This is a genomic window from Paenibacillus sp. NPDC093718 (assembly GCF_050279985.1).
In the GTDB taxonomy this organism is placed as follows: Bacteria; Bacillota; Bacilli; order Paenibacillales; family Paenibacillaceae; genus Paenibacillus_AQ.
This window is the reverse complement of sequence record NZ_JBNNUS010000002.1, coordinates 452,983-470,766: the sequence shown is the minus strand read 5'-3', so window position 1 is coordinate 470,766 and position 17,784 is coordinate 452,983. Positions and strand designations below refer to the sequence as shown.

The 17,784-nt window shown below is 46.3% G+C and carries 17 protein-coding genes; 10 read left to right on the top strand and 7 right to left on the bottom strand.

Annotated elements, in window-relative coordinates; genetic code table 11:
- Positions 1–238: 238 nt before the first annotated feature.
- Both ACQKPA_RS07850 and ACQKPA_RS07845 read right to left on the bottom strand, forming a co-directional pair.
- Positions 239–958: a glycosyltransferase gene (locus tag ACQKPA_RS07850; protein ID WP_427491013.1), complete on the bottom strand. Its 720-nt coding sequence runs from the start codon at positions 956–958 to the stop codon at positions 239–241.
- Positions 955–1,695, bottom strand: a complete 741-nt coding sequence (locus tag ACQKPA_RS07845) for a glycosyltransferase (RefSeq protein ID WP_427491011.1) — start codon at positions 1,693–1,695, stop codon at positions 955–957. The genes ACQKPA_RS07850 and ACQKPA_RS07845 overlap by 4 nt, the downstream gene beginning before the upstream one ends.
- Positions 1,696–1,818: 123 nt before the next feature.
- Here ACQKPA_RS07845 and ACQKPA_RS07840 point away from each other — a divergent pair, with 123 nt between their 5' ends.
- The 3 genes from ACQKPA_RS07840 (at position 1,819) to ACQKPA_RS07830 (ending at position 5,884) form a co-directional block, all read left to right on the top strand.
- Positions 1,819–2,802, top strand: coding sequence for a phosphotransferase family protein (locus ACQKPA_RS07840; RefSeq protein ID WP_427491009.1), 984 nt, complete (start codon positions 1,819–1,821; stop codon positions 2,800–2,802).
- Positions 2,803–2,998: 196 nt separating this feature from the next.
- Complete coding sequence (locus tag ACQKPA_RS07835) at positions 2,999–3,910, top strand: NAD(P)/FAD-dependent oxidoreductase (protein WP_427491007.1); 912 nt, start codon at positions 2,999–3,001, stop codon at positions 3,908–3,910.
- Positions 3,911–4,147: 237 nt separating this feature from the next.
- Positions 4,148–5,884, top strand: a complete 1,737-nt coding sequence (locus ACQKPA_RS07830) for an ABC transporter ATP-binding protein (protein WP_427491005.1) — start codon at positions 4,148–4,150, stop codon at positions 5,882–5,884.
- 121 nt (positions 5,885–6,005) lie between these two features.
- On the opposite strand, the gene ACQKPA_RS07825 is transcribed toward ACQKPA_RS07830, so the two are convergent.
- Together ACQKPA_RS07825 and ACQKPA_RS07820 are read right to left on the bottom strand one after the other, a co-directional pair.
- Entirely contained in the window at positions 6,006–6,836 is an 831-nt protein-coding gene (locus ACQKPA_RS07825; protein WP_426202926.1) for a TerC family protein, read from the bottom strand.
- A 274-nt stretch (positions 6,837–7,110) separates the two neighbouring features.
- Positions 7,111–8,025, bottom strand: a complete 915-nt coding sequence (locus ACQKPA_RS07820; protein WP_427491002.1) for a DMT family transporter — start codon at positions 8,023–8,025, stop codon at positions 7,111–7,113.
- 126 nt (positions 8,026–8,151) lie between these two features.
- On the opposite strand from ACQKPA_RS07820, the gene ACQKPA_RS07815 reads away from it, so the two are divergent.
- Both ACQKPA_RS07815 and ACQKPA_RS07810 read left to right on the top strand, forming a co-directional pair.
- The gene (locus ACQKPA_RS07815; RefSeq protein WP_427491001.1) at positions 8,152–9,021 is read left to right on the top strand and encodes a LysR family transcriptional regulator; all 870 of its coding nucleotides are present in this window, start codon (positions 8,152–8,154) and stop codon (positions 9,019–9,021) included.
- A gap of 158 nt (positions 9,022–9,179) precedes the next feature.
- Positions 9,180–9,731, top strand: a complete 552-nt coding sequence (locus ACQKPA_RS07810) for a sigma factor (RefSeq protein ID WP_427490999.1) — start codon at positions 9,180–9,182, stop codon at positions 9,729–9,731.
- Between the two features lie 69 nt (positions 9,732–9,800).
- Here ACQKPA_RS07810 and ACQKPA_RS07805 read toward each other — a convergent pair whose 3' ends face one another.
- Entirely contained in the window at positions 9,801–10,421 is a 621-nt protein-coding gene (locus ACQKPA_RS07805; protein ID WP_427490997.1) for a flavin reductase family protein, read from the bottom strand.
- 97 nt (positions 10,422–10,518) lie between these two features.
- On the opposite strand from ACQKPA_RS07805, the gene ACQKPA_RS07800 reads away from it, so the two are divergent.
- Positions 10,519–11,208 (top strand): ArsR/SmtB family transcription factor, encoded by a 690-nt coding sequence (locus tag ACQKPA_RS07800; RefSeq protein WP_427490995.1) that lies wholly within the window; start codon positions 10,519–10,521, stop codon positions 11,206–11,208.
- Between the two features lie 156 nt (positions 11,209–11,364).
- On the opposite strand, the gene ACQKPA_RS07795 is transcribed toward ACQKPA_RS07800, so the two are convergent.
- Entirely contained in the window at positions 11,365–11,904 is a 540-nt protein-coding gene (locus ACQKPA_RS07795) for an NADPH-dependent FMN reductase (RefSeq protein ID WP_427490993.1), read from the bottom strand.
- A 323-nt stretch (positions 11,905–12,227) separates the two neighbouring features.
- Here ACQKPA_RS07795 and ACQKPA_RS07790 point away from each other — a divergent pair, with 323 nt between their 5' ends.
- Both ACQKPA_RS07790 and ACQKPA_RS07785 read left to right on the top strand, forming a co-directional pair.
- Positions 12,228–13,400 carry a GNAT family N-acetyltransferase gene (locus ACQKPA_RS07790; protein WP_427490991.1) on the top strand — a complete coding sequence of 391 codons (1,173 nt, stop codon included), beginning with the start codon at positions 12,228–12,230 and terminating at the stop codon, positions 13,398–13,400.
- A 14-nt stretch (positions 13,401–13,414) separates the two neighbouring features.
- Positions 13,415–14,197, top strand: a complete 783-nt coding sequence (locus tag ACQKPA_RS07785; RefSeq protein WP_427490989.1) for a GNAT family N-acetyltransferase — start codon at positions 13,415–13,417, stop codon at positions 14,195–14,197.
- Between the two features lie 70 nt (positions 14,198–14,267).
- Here the strand turns inward: ACQKPA_RS07785 and ACQKPA_RS07780 are convergent, their stop codons facing one another.
- Complete coding sequence (locus ACQKPA_RS07780; RefSeq protein WP_427490987.1) at positions 14,268–14,960, bottom strand: DUF421 domain-containing protein; 693 nt, start codon at positions 14,958–14,960, stop codon at positions 14,268–14,270.
- Between the two features lie 260 nt (positions 14,961–15,220).
- Here ACQKPA_RS07780 and ACQKPA_RS07775 point away from each other — a divergent pair, with 260 nt between their 5' ends.
- Both ACQKPA_RS07775 and thrS read left to right on the top strand, forming a co-directional pair.
- On the top strand, positions 15,221–15,358 hold the full coding sequence (locus ACQKPA_RS07775; protein WP_427490985.1) for a hypothetical protein: 138 nt from the start codon (positions 15,221–15,223) through the stop codon (positions 15,356–15,358).
- Positions 15,359–15,816: 458 nt separating this feature from the next.
- Positions 15,817–17,724: a threonine--tRNA ligase gene (thrS, locus tag ACQKPA_RS07770; protein ID WP_427490983.1), complete on the top strand. Its 1,908-nt coding sequence runs from the start codon at positions 15,817–15,819 to the stop codon at positions 17,722–17,724.
- The last annotated feature ends 60 nt before the right edge of the window (positions 17,725–17,784 follow it).

Sequence of the window (17,784 nt, the reverse complement as noted above, 5' to 3'; positions counted from 1 at the left end):
TCATAGCCCGGCGGGTTAGGCTCCGCCTGGTTATACATCCGAACAGCAACGATTTTGTGATCGGGGATGACCAAGCAGGTGCAGCGGTGATTCCTAATATTTGATATGTACCGCCGGGGAGCGTGCTGCTTATTTCCGAGATGGCTCTCGGTTTATATGAATGACTCGAGCTCTCCGTTTCTTTGGGAAGGCTCGAGTCACCATTCTTCAGCTCGTATGTTAAATATGGATGCTGCGCTTAGCCTCTGCTCACGAATTTCTTAGCGTTGTCTACTTTCAGCTTTTTGACGTGTCGAGTTAATAGGTCCTTGTCACTTATGATCCAGGTGTGATTCTTGGAGTTCCGTCTTCGGTTCGCTATGAAATGGTAGGGACTACCAGAGTATATTCTAAAGTTACGAGTTATACAATCAGCACAAAATTTGACGCATTCGCTGCGATTTTGGTTCGGAAATGCTACCTGATTGAATACGTGCCGTTTAACCAGAAGGGTCGCCCCCTGAACAAGGGGAACCCATCGATTGGCCATGTTGGGGTAACGGTACAGAAGATCCTTTTGACCGGCAAGCTGCATGAAATGTGCTCTTTTTCCTACAATATCAGCACGAGTCTTGATCATGAGGCGGACGCTATCCTTCAGATAATCGGGAGCGTAATAATCATCGTCATCAAATTTAGCAATGATGCTGTGCCTAGCGACCTTTACACCAAAATTGAGGCAGCTGCCGAGTGATAGTTCAGTAGGCTTCTTATATATTCTCACGTTACGATATAGCTTGGCTGCCAGTTGAACTTCCGATAGTCCCAGGCTGTCATGATTTAATATGATGATTAACTCTTTGAGCCTGTAATGCTGTCTGGCGTAATTTTCTAACAGATTGTGCAGGCATTCCGGTCTTTTGGTACAGGTGATGATCGAAACGGCAGGCTGTGAGGGAGATAATGACGTTCTCGTCAAGTTCGATCGCCTCCGAATTTCCTCTGAACGAATGTTTTGTAGTCTTTTACATTCGGAACTTTAGGGTGCTTGTCGGTAAGTTCTTTATCGCTGATCACCCACGTATGGCTTGATGAATTTTTCCTTCGTATTGCTGCAAAATTATACTTATCACCGGAATAGATCCTGTAGCCCTTACTCTTGCTTCTCATGCAAAAAAGATCGTCCTCACCGACGTTTTGATTTGGAAATCGCACTTTGTTATGGAGGTTCTTTTTAAACATGATCGTAGCACCAGGCAATCTGGTTACGGGGCGGTTTTCATCGTTAGGAAAACGTAGAATAAGAGTTTTGGAGCCTTGTAAATACATATAATGTGCGCGTTTCCCTATAATATCGGCGTTCGATCTTCTTAATGACTTCAGGCTGTCCGACAAATAATGGGGGGCGTAATAGTCGTCGTCATCGAATTTGGCAATGATGCCGTATTTCGTTTTGCTTACGGCGTAATTTAGACACGCGCCGAGAGTGACATGTTCTGGCATGCGGTAAATTTGTATGTTTCGATGCTTTTTGGCCATTTGTTGGTAAGGAGAGAGGGCGATTGAACTATCGTTGATAACGATAATGAGCTCTTTTTTGGGGTGGGATTGTCTAGTGAAATTATGAAACAAGTTTTTAATATAATTGGGGCGATTGGTACAGGTAATAACGGATACGCCTTGCGGTTTTGAACTGTTGTTAAAGCTAGCTGCCATTACATCACTCTCCTTTTCTGTAAAGATGATTCATATATCACATTAGAATATGTAAACTATAAATAGAGGTAACGGCATTACTACTCAATCACTTTAAATTTTTCATTATAGGAGGGCTTCAAGATGAAAGAGGGATGGGAACGCTCAGTTCCCCCGATGCAATTAGACATCACACAAATTCATGATATGATAGCGCCCGTATTCCCCGGTAAAAAAGTAACAGCCGCTGAACGGATTGGTACCGGACTTAGCAATACCAACTACAAAATTCGTCTGGAAGACAGTACAGAGCCTTACGTGCTGCGCTTATTCAGGAAGGGTCGGGAAGTTGCCGACAAAGAACTGGCAATCATTCGAAAGGTAAACCAAACCGTTCCTGTTGCTGATTATATCTATGCCGATATGAGCTGCAGCGTATTTGATAAGCCATGGGCGGTAATGGAGTGGAAGGAAGGCGATCTTCTTCGTGATGTGATGCGCAACGGAAGCGAGCAGGATCTCATTGCCGCTGCAGCCTCCGCTGGACGCATTCTCGCCAACATACACAAGCACACATTTACGGATTCCGGATTCTTCAATGGGGACATGAAAGTCCAGGATCCGATGAGGATGGACGGGGAACGGTTTCTCGCATTTATTGAACAAAGCCTCTTTCAGGATCCATGCGGCCAATGGCTCGGGGAAGAGCTGGCTCAATCGGTATGGTCCTTCAGTCGAACGTGCAGTCATTTATTTTCGGAGCTAGAAGATACGCCCGTGCTTGTTCACTCGGACTATAACGGCTTAAATATATTAATGCGGAATGATGCTGGTGGATGTGCGGTTTCGGCAGTGCTTGACTGGGAGGACGCTTTTTCATGGAACCGATACGTAGATATAGCCAATATGCTTCGATACGAACGCAATGGATCTGTATTTGAAAAGAACTTTATTCATGCATATCGTGAGGAAGGATCGGTTCTGCATGATCACTGGAAAATCCTATCCAAGCTTGAGGATCTCGTTGCCTTGTGCGATATGTCAACCCATTCCAGCTTGGCCACGCCCAATCGAATGCATGATTTACAGCGTTTAATTGCGGAAACCGTACAGGTTACGAATGGCTGATTTTTTTTTCCATGCATAAATCAAAATAAAGAAATTGGATTGCATTATAGATATTACTTGTCTATAATGGATATCATAAATCTATAATAATATTTGTCCATGGCAATCTTCCTTGGGCATGGAGAAATAAACAAGAAGTCATGTCTTCTTGTGTTCTTATTATGGATATTAAAGATCCGGAAAGGTGTTGGTATAAATGAGTGAACAAATGCATGATGTCCTTATTATTGGCGGGGGGCCGGCAGGCTTGAATGCTGCGTTGGTATTGGGGAGAGCGAGAAAAGATGTGGTGTTGATCGATGAAGGGAAGCCGCGTAATAGAGTTACCCGCGAGACTCATGGTTTTCTTACCCGAGACGGTGTCAGCCCATCGGAATTTCGCCGCATCGCAAGGGAGCAGATTAGCGCGTATCCTTCTGTCCGTTTCGTAGAGGATACTGCCGCTTCGGTCTCAGGTGTTGATGGTGATTTTCAAATTACAACAGGACAAGGGACGGTATATCGCGGTAAAAAGCTCCTCTTTGCCGTCGGGAAGAAAGATAGCCCATTGGATATTAACGGATTGGCAGACGTATATGGAAAAAGTGCCTTTGTCTGCCCATATTGCGATGGATGGGAACTGCGGGATCAGCCGCTTGTCGTGATTGCCAAGGGTGCGGGTGCAGCGCACTTTGCCAAAGTCATTGCAGGATGGACTGATCATTATACGATCTGTACCCATGGACCGGATGAACTGACGGATGAACAGCGCCAAGAATTGGAGGAGCGTAACATCCCCGTATTCAGCTCCCCGATTCATCGCATTGAGTCGAACGAAGGGATGGTACAGCAAGTCGTGCTGGAGGATGGAGAGGTCATTCCTTGCACGGGCATCTTCTTCGCGCCGAAGCTGGTCTCCGGCTCAGAATTGCCGGCCGCGATCGGCTGTCAAATCAATGAAGCCGGAAGCGTGGTCATTGATGCCTTCGGTAAAACGAGTGTGTCAGGCGTCTATAGTGCCGGTGATGCAGCCACGGAAATGTATCAGGCCATTGCCGCCGCTTCGATGGGAGCAATGGCAGCGGCGGCCATCAATGGTGAGCTGCTTAACGAACGCTGGAATCGTTAAACATGAATATGCGAAAGGCAAGCTTGGTTATGATCCATGCTTGCTTTTTTTATGCCCTTCGGGGATTTTTTGATTATAAATGATTGTTACACTCCGGGGTGGTACCGTTTTTGGGTATGATGGAATCATCAAGTAAAAGGAAGGGTGTTTGGGATGAGAAAAACGATGGATTACATCATGAATCAAGTTTGGAGGGATATGAACATGTAACCCTCCGACATTATGGAGGAGATATATTTGAATTCACGAACCAAGAAATTTTTGTCCTATTATAAACCGTATCTGGGGTTATTATTTGCAGACTTGGCATGTGCTTTTGTTGTTTCGGCAATTACACTGATGCTTCCGCTGTGTATAAGGTATATCACCATCAATGTGTTGGAAGGGAATTCCCCGAATCCGCTGAATCAAATCTATGCAGTGGGTGCTGTCATGCTGGCCATGGTCCTCATTCATACTTTCTGCGATATGTTCATCTCCTATAAAGGGCATATGATGGGAGCTTATATGGAGAGTGACATGAGACGGGAGCTGTTTGACCATTTTCAGAAGCTGTCTTTTGGTTTCTATGATGAGAACAAGACAGGGCAGCTCATGACCCGCACCACCAATGACATTCTGTCGCTAACCGAATTGTATCACCATGGACCCGAAGATATCGTCATTTCCGTTCTGAAGTTCCTGGGGGCATTCATCATCTTAATGTACATTGACGTGAAGCTTACCTTGATCGTGTTTCTCTTTCTGCCGGTCATGGCCGTGTTTGCTTTTTATTTTAATAAGAAGATGAATGTGGCGCTGCGGGTTAGCAAGGATCGGATCGGGGATATCAACGCCCAGGTGGAGGACTCTCTATCGGGTATCCGCGTGGTGAAGTCGTTTACGAATGAATATGTGGAGAGGAAAAAGTTCGCTTATGCTAATGGGCGGTTCGTTGACAGCAGAAGGGAAGGGTATAAGAATGAAACCTACTTTCACGAAGGGTTGGTCGGGTTTACCCAACTCATTACCATAGCGGTCATTGTGTTTGGCGGAGCGGCAATCGTGGATGCCTCGCTGGAACTGGCGGATTTGTTGACCTTTTTCTTGTGCATCGGCATTCTGATCGAACCGATCCAGAGACTGGTTAATTTCGCCAGGCTGTATCAGGAGGGCATTACGGGATTCGACCGGTTCATGGAGATTCTGGAGGTAGAGCCGGATATCGAGGATTCCGTTAATGCTGCGGTGATCACGCAGGTTCAGGGGAATATCACATTTCAGAACGTCAGCTTCAGATATAAAGATAACTACGGATACGTGCTGAAACAGGTATCGCTGGATATCAAGCCAGGCGAGTATGTGGCATTGGTAGGTCCCTCCGGCGTAGGCAAGACGACTTTGTGTTCGTTGATTCCACGTTTCTATGAAGTAAGTGAAGGACGCATTATGCTGGATGGACGCGATATCAGGGATATCACCCAGCACTCGTTAAGAAGGCATATTGGGATTGTTCAGCAAGATGTATATTTGTTTGCAGGAACCGTCTTCGATAACATCCGGTATGGCAAAATGGAGGCCAGCGAGGAAGAAATCATCGAAGCTGCGAAAAGAGCAAATGCCCATGATTTCATCATGGGACTGCCGGAAGGTTATGATACGGATATCGGGCAGCGCGGCGTCAAGTTGTCCGGAGGACAGAAGCAGCGGCTCAGCATTGCACGTGTGTTCCTGAAGAATCCGCCGATCCTTATATTTGATGAAGCGACCAGCTCCCTGGATAATGAAAGCGAGAGAGCCGTCCAGGATTCGCTGGAACGGTTGAGCAATAATCGCACAACGCTTGTCATCGCGCATCGCCTGACAACGGTACGGAATGCGCAGCGAATCGTCGTGTTATCCGAGGACGGAATTGAGGAACAGGGCACGCATGATGAATTAATTGCCCGTCAAGGCGCGTATGCGAATTTATACAATATGCAATTAACCATATAAGCAGGAAGAAAGGCGATTTGTGAACGGTTTATGCACCGTCAGCAAATCGCCTTTTCCTATTGTTGGATCGATTTATTGATTGCGTTTGTTACGTTGTCCTATTCCAATCGAAAAACGGAATTTAACCTTGAAGCGTTTTTCCAGGCTGCTGGTCTTCCACTTCCTTGATTGCGTTGTCCTCGTCTTGTACTTTCTCCTTCGAAGAACTAAACCATCCGATAACGGCAATCAGCACGAGAACAATATAGAAGGATGCCTTCCAGATCGAGCTCTCAGGGAAGTGATGGTCGATAAGGGCAACATCGGGATGCGCAAGGGTGATGACTGCAAGTTTGACCCCTACCCAACCGACAATGAGGAATGCCGCCACTTCAAGTCCGGGGCGCTGCTGCAGCAGCTTCACGAAGTAGGATGCCGCAAACCGCATGATGATCAGACCGATGAATCCTCCCAGGAAGATGACGATGAATTGACCTCCGTCCAGGCCGCCGATGTTCGCCAGACCGCTTGGAGGCAGTGCTACAGCCAGTGCTACGGCTGCAAGTATCGAGTCTACCGCAAACGCGATGTCTGCAACTTCGACTTTGAAGACGGTCATCCAGAAGCCGGATTGCTTCTTGGGTTTGTCTGGTAGAGGCTTGGCGTCTTCCGTCGGTTTCTTGCCTTTGATCACGTGTTTCAATGTGTGATTGATCGAAATGTAGAGAAGATAGAGTGCGCCAATGGCTTGCACCTGCCATACGTCAACCAAGAACGAGATTAAGAACAGCGATCCGATGCGGAATACAAACGCTCCGAGCAATCCGTAAAATAAAGCCTTTTTACGCTGCTCCTCAGGTAAATGCTTTACCATAATGGCAAGGACCAGCGCATTATCTGCTGCGAGCAACCCTTCCAGTGCGATGAGCACCAACAGTACCCACCCATACTCCAATAAAAGCTCCATACCCATTCCTCCCAGTTGTTTAATTGAAGGTACAAAAGAAAAGGACCTCCACCGGCAGGTGAAGGCCCCTCATAATCAAAAAGAGACCTTCACCACAGAGTGTGTGGTAAAGGTCTCGCAAACAACGTATCGTTGCCAACAAAGCCGGGGAAATTTCCCGGAATGACGACTTTGTTGTGTCAGCTACTCCCCTTTAATCACGTTCCTGCATAACTGATTTCGTTATCAGTTAAGCCGTGATATAAAGATATATATTTTTTGGGGATTAGTCAAGCTTTTTTTACTTGAATTCAGCAGAATACGACTCCATTGGAACGGGGCTATTCTTGATGGTAGAGCGTCTCCTCACGTTTACATTAACGCTCGATATAACAACGCTAAGAAACACTAGAGCAGCACCCAAATATTGATTGGAATTCAGGATCTCGTGAGCAAACCAGAATCCGACCAGCGCCGCGAATACAGGCTCCAGGGAAAATACAAGTCCCGTCCGGGCAGCCGTCGTATATTTTTGGGCAATCGTCTGAAAGATGAACCCGACCGCGGTGCATACAACGCTAAGAACAAGGACGGCAATCCACGAGTTGGTCGTGCTTGGCCATACTGGAGCTTCAAAGAGCAGAGACGAGATGAACGCATACAATCCGGTGAATCCAAGCTGCAGGATGCCAAGGCTTAGCGTATCGACCTTCTGCGCGGCAGTGCTTACCAAATTGATATGAAGCGCATAACATAATGCCGCAGCTATGCAGAACAGATCACCCATCTTAAATGTGAAAGGAAGCTGGATGGTTAACAGCGCGATGCCGGTTAAGGCTAGCACAATACTGACAACCACTTTGTTCTCTATTTTTTTCTTAAATAGAAACGTATGTAATAAGGGGACAAACACTACCGTTAGACTGACCAGAAATCCGGCATTGGATGTTGTCGTGGTCTTCAGACCGAAGGTAAGTGCAGTGAACATGATAAATAATATAAAGCCAAGGAGCATGGCATACCGAATCGTCTTTACGTTAACCTGGCGCAAGCGGGGGAAAAAGATAACACCTGCAAGTATAAAGGCCAATCCAAAGCGTAGGGCTATCAAATTAAACTCTCCTAGCGAATCCAGTCCCATTTTCATAAAAAGATAGGACGAGCCCCAACAAATGGTAATGAACAAAATCATAAGATCGGCCTTCAGCGGTTTCAAGTTCTATTTCCTCCTTCAAGTGATTGAACAGAATCAGTATACTCACGTACAATAGACAAGTAAAACGAATGTTTCTAATGATAAATATGAGTAAAATTCATGTATAAATGATCAGGAGGAATTCCCTTGAGTATTAATAAATTCAAAGTTCTATTAAAGGTCGTCGAGCTCGGAAGCTTGACCCAAGCCGCCGAAGTGATGGGATTTACGCAGTCCGGTGTCAGCCATATGATCAGCAGCCTGGAAGATGAGTTTGGTTTCTCGTTGCTGATCCGGAACCGTTCAGGAGCGAAGCTGACAACCAATGGCGAAGAGATTCTGAAGACGATACGGGAAATATTGAAATGGAACGAACATTTGGAACAACAGGTGGCTTCCATTCATGGAATCGAGCTGGGAACCATTCACATCGGTACCTTCACCAGTGTCGGTGTTCACTGGCTGCCGGGAATTATTCAGGATTTCCAGCGGGATTATCCCCATATCGAGATTCGTTTGGTCGAAGGAGATTACAGGGAAATCGAGGATTGGATCGCGGAGGGCAAGATTGATTGCGGGTTCCTGTCACTTCCAACGTCGGATACATTCGATGCGATTCCCCTGCATCAAGACCCGATGCTTGTATTGCTGCCAATGGAACATCCGCTTAGTTCTGAGGAATCTATTACATTGACCCAGATTGAGAATGAACCGTTTATTATGCCCAGCCAAGGTTCCGATTATGATGTGAACCGGATGCTGGAGAAGGCCCGGATCAAGCCGGATATCAAATATACACTTGGTGATGATTATGCCATTATGGCCATGGTGGAGAAGGGCCTCGGCATCAGCATTCTTCCTGAACTTGTGCTGCGAGGGCAGCAGCGGAATATACGGCTGATCGAATTGAAGGAGAAGAGCTTCAGATCGCTCGGCATTGCCGTAAACTCCATGCGGGAGATATCTCCGGCTACGAAGCGATTCTTGAATTATGTTAAGAGTTATCCCAAGCTGTAGCTGCGATAAGGACGCTAAATGAGGCTTATACCCGGCATCCAGACTCTATCACACGGCAGGAGTTTCGTTCATGATCATTCACTACATAAAATAATGGGTGTCACAAAATCGCTTGTTGGGATTGTTCTATAGGTAAACAAAGAAGGAGGTGAGCTCGCTTGCAGCCAACCATCCCCGGGGAAGCGGAAGGAAAAAGAGAAGCCATTGAAGCGGTTGTAGAACAAGGTAAATCAGGAGATAAACACGCATACCGAGCGATCATTCTCCAGTTTGAGCGGCAGATGTACACGTACTGCTACTATATTCTGAAAAATCATGCGGAGACTGAAGATGCGGTACAAGAAATTTTTATTCGTGCCTATGAACATATTCATCAGTACAAGAGACAAGTGTCTTTCTCTGCCTGGTTGTATAAAATGGCCTATCACTGCGATTATAGCGCGAGCATGGTCTATTATGAGCTGGTGGATGATCAAGGAAATGTGCTGACTCCGCGGAAGTTTGATTACTTTCACAGCAAGCCTAAGACCGAATATCATGTCGATCAACTGTTCAGCCCTGTAAACGGAACTCCGAAATCCATAACGATTAAGCCGTTTACCCTGACCGTAAACAACAAGGATTGGAGTGTTATTGGACAAGACAAGGATAGCTTAGGAGATAAAACCTATCTGAAGGATCTGGAAATGACCATTCCGGTTCAGCCTTAACAACGAGTGTAAATATAGAAGAGGCCCGCATATGCTGCGGGCCTCTCTCTCATTCTTCATCATTCTCGCTTATGTTTCGGCTCGGAATGTTTTGCCTAACGAGTTGCCAAGGCCATAATAATGCCGGAAATTATATATTATCGGGCTCCATTTGGCTGCATCAATGTGATGTTCATTCAAGACGATGTCGTGATGGGCATGCACGTGTACAGCCTCTGTTTCGACAATGGCAAACATGGAAGAATAGTCAGGAAACCGAATGTGATTGACCCTGGCTTCAATCTGTATCGGACACTCCATGATACGAGTTGGCTTTACCGTGACAGAATCCGCAGGAGTTAAACCGCTAATCGCGTATTTATCTTTTTCATATGTAAAACCGTTCTTTGCCTTACCATCAGGAACCGGATATTTTCCTGTATGAGGGGCTAATTGTTCAACATTTTCCCATAAGGAAGGGTCAGGAAGGTTGATGACACATTCCGGATGCCTTTCCAAGTTCTCTATCGCTTTACCCCCGAGTCCGATTCCTAAAATAATGTAATCTCCCAGCGCCCACGAAGAGGATATGGGACTAATATTTACGGTATTATCTTCATTTAGCGTATTGAGTAAAATAACCGGGGTTCCATAATATAGAATTTTCGGTTTAATGATATCCGTGTTGATCATGCCTTTCATTTCCTTCATAAAATGTTCCTCCCATTAACTGTTCTATCCCAAACCATTGTAAAATAGAAAAGGTTCGATGCTCATCGAAATATGGATTACATCAGGAGGGATAGAGATGAATGCGAATTCGAACATAGCACAAGTAGCCTCACTCGTTAGCGATGCTTCTAGAGCGGCTATTTTAACCGTCTTATTGGATGGGCGATATCATCCGGCAAGCGAGCTGGCGTACATGGCAAAAATCAAACCGCAAACGGCCAGCTTCCATTTATCGAAAATGGTGACGGCGAATCTGGTCACTGTCGAACAACAGGGAAGACATCGTTATTACGGGATACAGAATCAGGAGGTTGCCCAGATCATGGAGACACTTCTATCGATATCGCCTCCTGTCGAAATAAGATCATTAAACCAGGCTGCGGAGAATGAAGCCTTACGTCAGGCAAGGACATGCTACGATCATCTGGCGGGGAAATTGGGAATCCAATTGACAAATTCATTGCTCAGCGCCGGTGTCCTATCCGAAGAGGAAGATCAATATACGGTTACAGAAAAAGGAGAGGACTTTTTCAAGGCATTTCAGGTCGATCTGAGTCGTGTTAAGCGCAAACGCCGCTCTTTCACACATCGATGCATGGATTGGAGTGAAAGACGGCATCACCTGGCCGGAGCATTAGGACATGCCCTGCTAGAAAGATTACTCGAGTTACATTGGATACAACGCGTTCCAAGCACAAGAGCGATAAAAATCACACCCGAAGGCAAGAAGGGATTGCAGGAAATATTCCATATTGACGTGGAGTAGGAACGGGGTTTCGGTATAGGAATGATGGTGAAGATCGACGATGCAGATATACTTATGGATGCAGAAAAATGGATGCAGAAAAACGGATGCAGAAAAATTAAAAGGACTGCCCTCGCCTCATCAGAAGATGAAGGGGGGCAGTCCTTGAATTAGAGATTAGCGCAGTGTTTTCAAAGCTCCGCTCCATGCAAGCACTTGGTCAAGCATGCCATTCAGGTTGACGAGATGCAGATCAGCCGGTTTGAACACAGAGCCATTCTCGAAATCAGTGAATAACGAAAGTGCGGGGTGTACACGAACATCCGCTACGGACAATTCGCCCAGAATTCCACGCAGATGTTCGGCAGCACGAGCGCCGCCAACCGAACCATAACTCACGATACCTGCAGCTTTGTTGTTCCATGGCTCACGAGCAAAATCGAGCGCATTTTTCAAAGCGCCAGTAATACTGTGGTTGTATTCTTGTACGATGAAGACAAAGCCGTCAAGACTGTTCAGCTTATTGTTCCAAGCGGTAGCTTGCTCTGTAGCATCAGCTTCGCCAAAAAGCGGCAGCTTGTAATCAGCGATATCAACGATTTCGTAGTTTGCATCTCCGCGTTCATCAGCGATACGTTTAACCCATTCACCTACTTGCGGGCTTAAACGGCCTTGACGTGTGCTGCCTAGAATAATACCGATATTCAATTTGGACATTGTTGTTACCTCCTGATTATTTTAAATTTATTTTATCTGGATGTGTTGGTTATTTTGCATGAGCTAATCATAATCTCAGGGGGTTAACTTTGTCAAGTAGCTTACAAAAAGTTCGTGAAAAATTTTATGGTTTTTTCTGTCCCATTATGGTCTCATTACGGTCCCATGCGGCAGGATATGTTCCTGAAAACAAACGGTGTTTTGTACCGCGTAGACAGCAGTAATGTTATACTGATCATATGTCCTGGAATAAAATTCCGAACCGGGATAAACGGTAATTCAGCAGCAAAAGTACATATAAAGATTGGAGAGGTGAAGCAAGTATGGAACTTAGACAATTAAGATCCGATGAGTTTGAGATCAGCACAAAATTATCCGAATATGCCTTTCAATATAAGCTAACACCGGAGCAGCGAGAATCCAATCAAAAGCATTTTAAACCTGAACGCTTCTGGGGGATTTTTGACGGAGAAGAGCTGCAAGCGAAACTGACCATCATCCCGCTGCAAGTTTATGTGCATGGAGACATATTCGATATGGGCGGTATTGCCGGTGTGGCAACATGGCCCGAGAACCGCAGGCAGGGACATGTATCCACCTTGCTCAAGCATGCATTGCAAGAGATGAAGAGCAAAGGCCAGACCCTTTCCTTCCTTCATCCGTTTTCGATCCCGTTCTATCGTAAATTTGGCTGGGAACTTTACGCGGAATACAAAAAGTACACCATTCCGGTATCTAAATTCCCGCGTAAGGTGGAAGTGCCGGGCCGCATTGTAAGAGGCGTAACCGATATTCCAACACTCGACGGCATGTATCAAGCCTATGCCAGCCGCTATAACGGTACGCTTGTGCGGGATGAAGCATGGTGGGCAAGATTCGTGCTGCAGGGCGACAATCACAGCGTTGTTTATTATTCAGCGGAGGGCAAACCGACGGGCTACGCATTATATGAGCTCAAAGACAAAGATCTCGTGTGCGACGAATTTGTGTACCTGAATGAAGAAGCAAGAAGCGCACTCTGGACCTTTTTTGGAAACCATGATTCCAGGATTGAGCAGGCTACGATGACGATGGTACCTGGAGATGATCAGCTGCCATTCATGCTGCCGGATCCACGCGTTACCCAGGAAGTGGTTCCATACTTCATGGCCCGCATCGTAGATTTAAAATCCTTTGTGGAGCAGTACGCTTTTGAGGCTGATCAGGAAGCCGTTATGACCATAGAGGTGGAAGATTCCGCTGCGCCTTGGAATGCGGGCAGATGGAGGTTGTCCGTTAATCAAGAGGGGAAAGCGGAGCTTTCGGAGCTTCCGACCGATCAAGGGGAGCAGGCTGATCTGACCACCGATATTCAGACGTTGACTGCGCTGTTTACGGGATACAAAAGAGCACAGGCGCTTCATGCCATTCACCGGCTATCCGGGAATCCAAAGACTGTAAAACACCTGGAAACGATGATTCCCGCTGGTCAAACCTACCTCATGGATTTCTTTTGAGAAAGGGAGAAGACTTGGTAATTCGCAGGCTGTTGCCTGAAGAACTGGGGCGTCTCTTGGAAACGATCAACAGAGAGCAGCACTTCTTATATTATTCCTACCTTACGTTCCGGAAGAATCAAACCGTTCACTATGGACAGTTCTCAGAACATGGAGAGCTGCTGGGTGTTACGGCCTTCCTGAAAGGTCTGCCTTTCTACGCCTTTTCGGTTTATCCCCTTCAGACATCGTTTCGTTTTCGGTCCGTGTTGTCCCAAATGATACAAGATCTGGAATTACCGGATGGGGCATTAGGGAGCTTTATCGTGAGTGAGGATGAATGGGAGGTTCTAAATCCTGAGATTGATGTGATGAAACCTCCCGCAGGCATCCTTCTCATGAAGCATCGGCATCTTGAAGATTTGCCTTTAGGGGATAACGAAGTGTTTCGTTTAGATCCCTCGTACTTTGATATGATCGAGTCGAAAATGGCGGAGTTCCATTCGATGGCTTTTGCAAGGGAAGAGCTTCAGAATCCGTTCTATGGGGTTGTTCAGGATCAGGAGCTCATCGCTGTCGGCGGATACCATATTTATAGCGATGATTATGTGGAGCTTGGGAATATCGGCACGGATGCTGCGTGGAGGAGACAAGGGTACGGCAAAAAGGTATGCGCGGAATTGACCCGTAAGGGGCGTGCAGTCACTCCCCATGTGTATCTGAATGTGCTGGAGGATAACCTAAGCGCGGTACGTTTATATCAGTCCCTGGGATATGTTACGGTGTGTAAACAATATATCGTAGAATTCGCACTGTAATTTATAGAGACGAAACAAAAAAAGCCTGACAAATCAGGCTTTTTTTGTTTTTTAGCGGAGTCGTGCAGGTTCAATCCCGAACCTCCCGCTTGGAATAAACATAAAGCTTGCCGTCATCTCCATATTCCGCGTAAGCGATATCTTCCAGGGAGTCATAACCTTGTTCCCGCGCTTTCGATTGGATCACGCTCTGTTCAATGTGCTTGCCCAGCATCGATTCCTCGAGCAGTTTTCCCTTGTCGATGACCGTTACCGTAAAGTTATCCGGCTTGGCTTCCATGCCCATATCCTGGGCCGTAGGCGGCTCGTACTCAGGTTTGCGCATGACAGACAGCGATCCGTCCGTTTCCAGAATGGCATATTTAACTTCAGTAAGCGAGAAAATTCTTTGACGTCTCAGCATGGATAACAGCTGTTTATATTCCATATCGTATTTATTTAGCAATTTTTGGTTGAGTTTACCGTTATCGATCAGAAGCACCGCCCGGCCTTCCGTTAAATATCCGAACTTAACAAAGTGGGTGGTTGCCTTCTCGAAGAGGTAAGACATCGTCGTCCACAGCGCAAGAGCGAATAACAAATGATATAGGTTTACCTTATCATCATAGAGGCTTGCCCCGACGATTTCACTCAGAATTAAGGAAGACAAGAAGTCAAGCGGTGTAAGCTGGCTGATGGTTTTTCTCCCCGTAACAAATGTGATGATCCATAACCCGAAAAAGCTGATGATCAGTTTGACCCCTAAATCCATAAACATATCCATGGACAACCCTCCTTCAGCGTTAATGTCATATGGTAAGATATTAAACGTTTTGGCTTCAAGGAGAAACAAGGGAGATTTAACCGCCCATTTCGAGGGTTGACGATTACTTGAGAATTTTCGATACGCTCTCCCTGATCCCTAAGAACTTTACCTTTTTAAATCAACCACTTGAAAGCGACGCGACGTCATCTTGTAAGATGTGTTTTGTGATAGAAAATTACGATCTATGTCATAAATACATACAGGAGGAGATGGACGGAATGAACAAGGGAGATGTCATTATTTACGCTTGCGTCATCATTGGAGTGGGTATCGATTTAGCGCTGGGCAGCGCGTTTCCAGGAGTTTTGATTGGTTTAGGCGTTGGATATCTGATTAAAATCTCATTGAACAATTGAGAAAAGCGACCATGATAGAGATGTTTACATAGGATGTATTAGAGGAAACTGGAAGTTATCCATATTAACATGGATCTATCAGTCAGTTTATGTTTGACAATTAGAAAAAACTGACTTATAGTACTTTACAATCAGCGACGATCAAAGACATGATTCTTGAAACGACCTGCCCAGAGAGGGAAGTGATTGGTGAAAGCTTCCTCCGTGATTGCTTCTTGAATTACCCCTTTGTAGCTGTGTTTTTGAACCCTGATCGGTTGTTCGACAATCGACATGGTACTAGAAAACACCGAATCATCCCCGTTACCGGATGTCTGAATGAGGATCCGATGAGCATGCTGCGATTTAGCCGCTGTAAGTCTGGATCAAATTAGGGTGGAACCACGAGCTGAACGCACTCGTCCCTTCGGGATCGAGTGCTTTTTTGCGTTCAATCTAAATTTGATGGAGGGATAACAATGTCAATCGTAGTAACGCTGCCAGACGGAAGTAAAAAGGAGTATCCCGCACAAACGACGATGAATCAAATCGCGGAATCCATTCATTCAGGTCTGAAGAAACAAGCCGTTGCAGCCAAAGTGAATGGGAAACTCGTGGATTTGGATCATGAGCTGTGTGAGGATGCGGAAGTAAGCATCATCACGCTGGATTCAGAGGATGGACTGTACGTGTATCGGCACAGCGCTGCTCATCTGATGGCCCAGGCCGTTAAACGGACGTATGGCAGCCAGTCCGTCCATTTGGGGGTAGGACCTGTCATTGAGGATGGTTTTTATTACGATATGGATTTGGGGCATTCGATTGTGTCTGAAGACTTGATTGCCATTGAGCGTGAAATGCAGAAGATCGTTCAGGAAGACCTGCCGATTATTCGTAAGGAGGTTGGTCGTCAGGAGGCCGAACGTATTTTCCAAGATGACCCGTACAAGACGGAGCTGATCCGCGAATTGCCGGCGGACGAGGTCATTTCGGTGTATGAGCAGGGAGAGTTCGTTGATTTGTGCAGGGGGCCGCATCTTCCTTCAACGGGCAGAATCAAGGCATTTAAATTAATGAGTGTGGCGGGCGCTTATTGGCGGGGGAACTCGGACAATAAAATGCTGCAAAGAATATATGGAACGGCGTTTCCCAAGAAGTCGCAGCTCGAGGAGCATCTGTTGCTGCTTGAAGAGGCCAAGAAACGGGATCATCGGAAGCTGGGAAAAGAGCTCGGGCTCTTTATGTTCTCGGAGGAAGCGCCGGGCATGCCTTTCTTTTTGCCGAACGGGATGATCATCCGCAATGAGCTGGAGTCATTCGCAAGAGGACTTCAGTTCCATTGCGATTATGATGAAGTGCGCACTCCGCTGATGATGAACAAGCGGCTGTGGGAAATGTCCGGTCACTGGGATCACTACAAAGACAATATGTATTTCACGCAAGTGGACGAGACGGAGTATGCGCTGAAGCCGATGAATTGTCCAGGGCATATGTTAGTCTACAAAAACTCGCTGCATTCCTACCGAGAGCTGCCCATTCGCATTTCCGAATTTGGTCAGGTGCACCGCCATGAATTCTCAGGCGCACTGAACGGCATGATGCGGGTGCGCACGTTTTGTCAGGATGATGCGCACATTTTTGTAAGACCCGATCAGATCCAGGAAGAAATCAAACAGGTTATCAATTTTATCAGCCAGGTTTATCAAGTGTTTGGCTTTGATTATACAATCGAGTTATCGACAAGACCGGAAGATTCCATGGGCTCTGAAGAATTGTGGGAGCAGGCGGAGTCCTCCCTGCAGCAGGTGCTGGATCAACTGGGGCTGCCGTACCGGATTAATGAAGGGGATGGGGCGTTTTATGGTCCGAAAATCGATTTTCATATCTTGGATTCCTTAAAGCGAAGCTGGCAATGCGGTACCATCCAACTGGATTTTCAATTCCCTGAAAAATTCGATCTTTCGTATATCGGAGAAGATAATCAGAAGCATCGGCCGGTTGTTATCCACCGGGCGGTATTTGGGTCCATCGAGCGGTTTATCGGGATTCTTACAGAGCATTACGGCGGGGCTTTCCCGATGTGGCTGGCTCCCGTGCAGGTTATGATCATACCGGTATCCGACCATTATATCGATTACTCGTTAAAGGTGAAGAAGCGTCTGGAAAATGCCGGCATACGGGTGAACGTCGATGTAAGAAATGAAAAGCTGGGTTATAAAATCCGTGAAGCGGGTCTGCTGAAAACACCTTACACGCTTGTTCTTGGCGAGAAAGAAATGAACTCCGATCGCGTATCGGTCCGTAAACGGGGCGAGGGCGAACTTGGAGAGAGTGCCCTGGATGATGTGATCGCAAGGCTTCGGAAAGAGATTGAGTCCAGGGGATAAGAACAACCCATTGGTGATATTCATCACCGTGCACGACCCTTTTACATGGTATAATTTGGA

Bases quoted from the DNA above. Each gene is read 5' to 3' on its own strand.
- ACQKPA_RS07845 (WP_427491011.1), bottom strand. From the start codon at position 1,695: ATGGCAGCTAGCTTTAACAACAGTTCAAAACCGCAAGGCGTATCCGTT.
- ACQKPA_RS07840 (WP_427491009.1), top strand. From the start codon at position 1,819: ATGAAAGAGGGATGGGAACGCTCAGTTCCCCCGATGCAATTAGACATC.
- ACQKPA_RS07835 (WP_427491007.1), top strand. From the start codon at position 2,999: ATGAGTGAACAAATGCATGATGTCCTTATTATTGGCGGGGGGCCGGCA.
- ACQKPA_RS07825 (WP_426202926.1), bottom strand. From the start codon at position 6,836: ATGGGTATGGAGCTTTTATTGGAGTATGGGTGGGTACTGTTGGTGCTC.
- ACQKPA_RS07805 (WP_427490997.1), bottom strand. From the start codon at position 10,421: ATGAAGGAAATGAAAGGCATGATCAACACGGATATCATTAAACCGAAA.
- ACQKPA_RS07800 (WP_427490995.1), top strand. From the start codon at position 10,519: ATGAATGCGAATTCGAACATAGCACAAGTAGCCTCACTCGTTAGCGAT.
- ACQKPA_RS07795 (WP_427490993.1), bottom strand. From the start codon at position 11,904: ATGTCCAAATTGAATATCGGTATTATTCTAGGCAGCACACGTCAAGGC.
- ACQKPA_RS07790 (WP_427490991.1), top strand. From the start codon at position 12,228: ATGGAACTTAGACAATTAAGATCCGATGAGTTTGAGATCAGCACAAAA.
- ACQKPA_RS07780 (WP_427490987.1), bottom strand. From the start codon at position 14,960: ATGGATATGTTTATGGATTTAGGGGTCAAACTGATCATCAGCTTTTTC.
- ACQKPA_RS07775 (WP_427490985.1), top strand. From the start codon at position 15,221: ATGAACAAGGGAGATGTCATTATTTACGCTTGCGTCATCATTGGAGTG.
- thrS (WP_427490983.1), top strand. From the start codon at position 15,817: ATGTCAATCGTAGTAACGCTGCCAGACGGAAGTAAAAAGGAGTATCCC.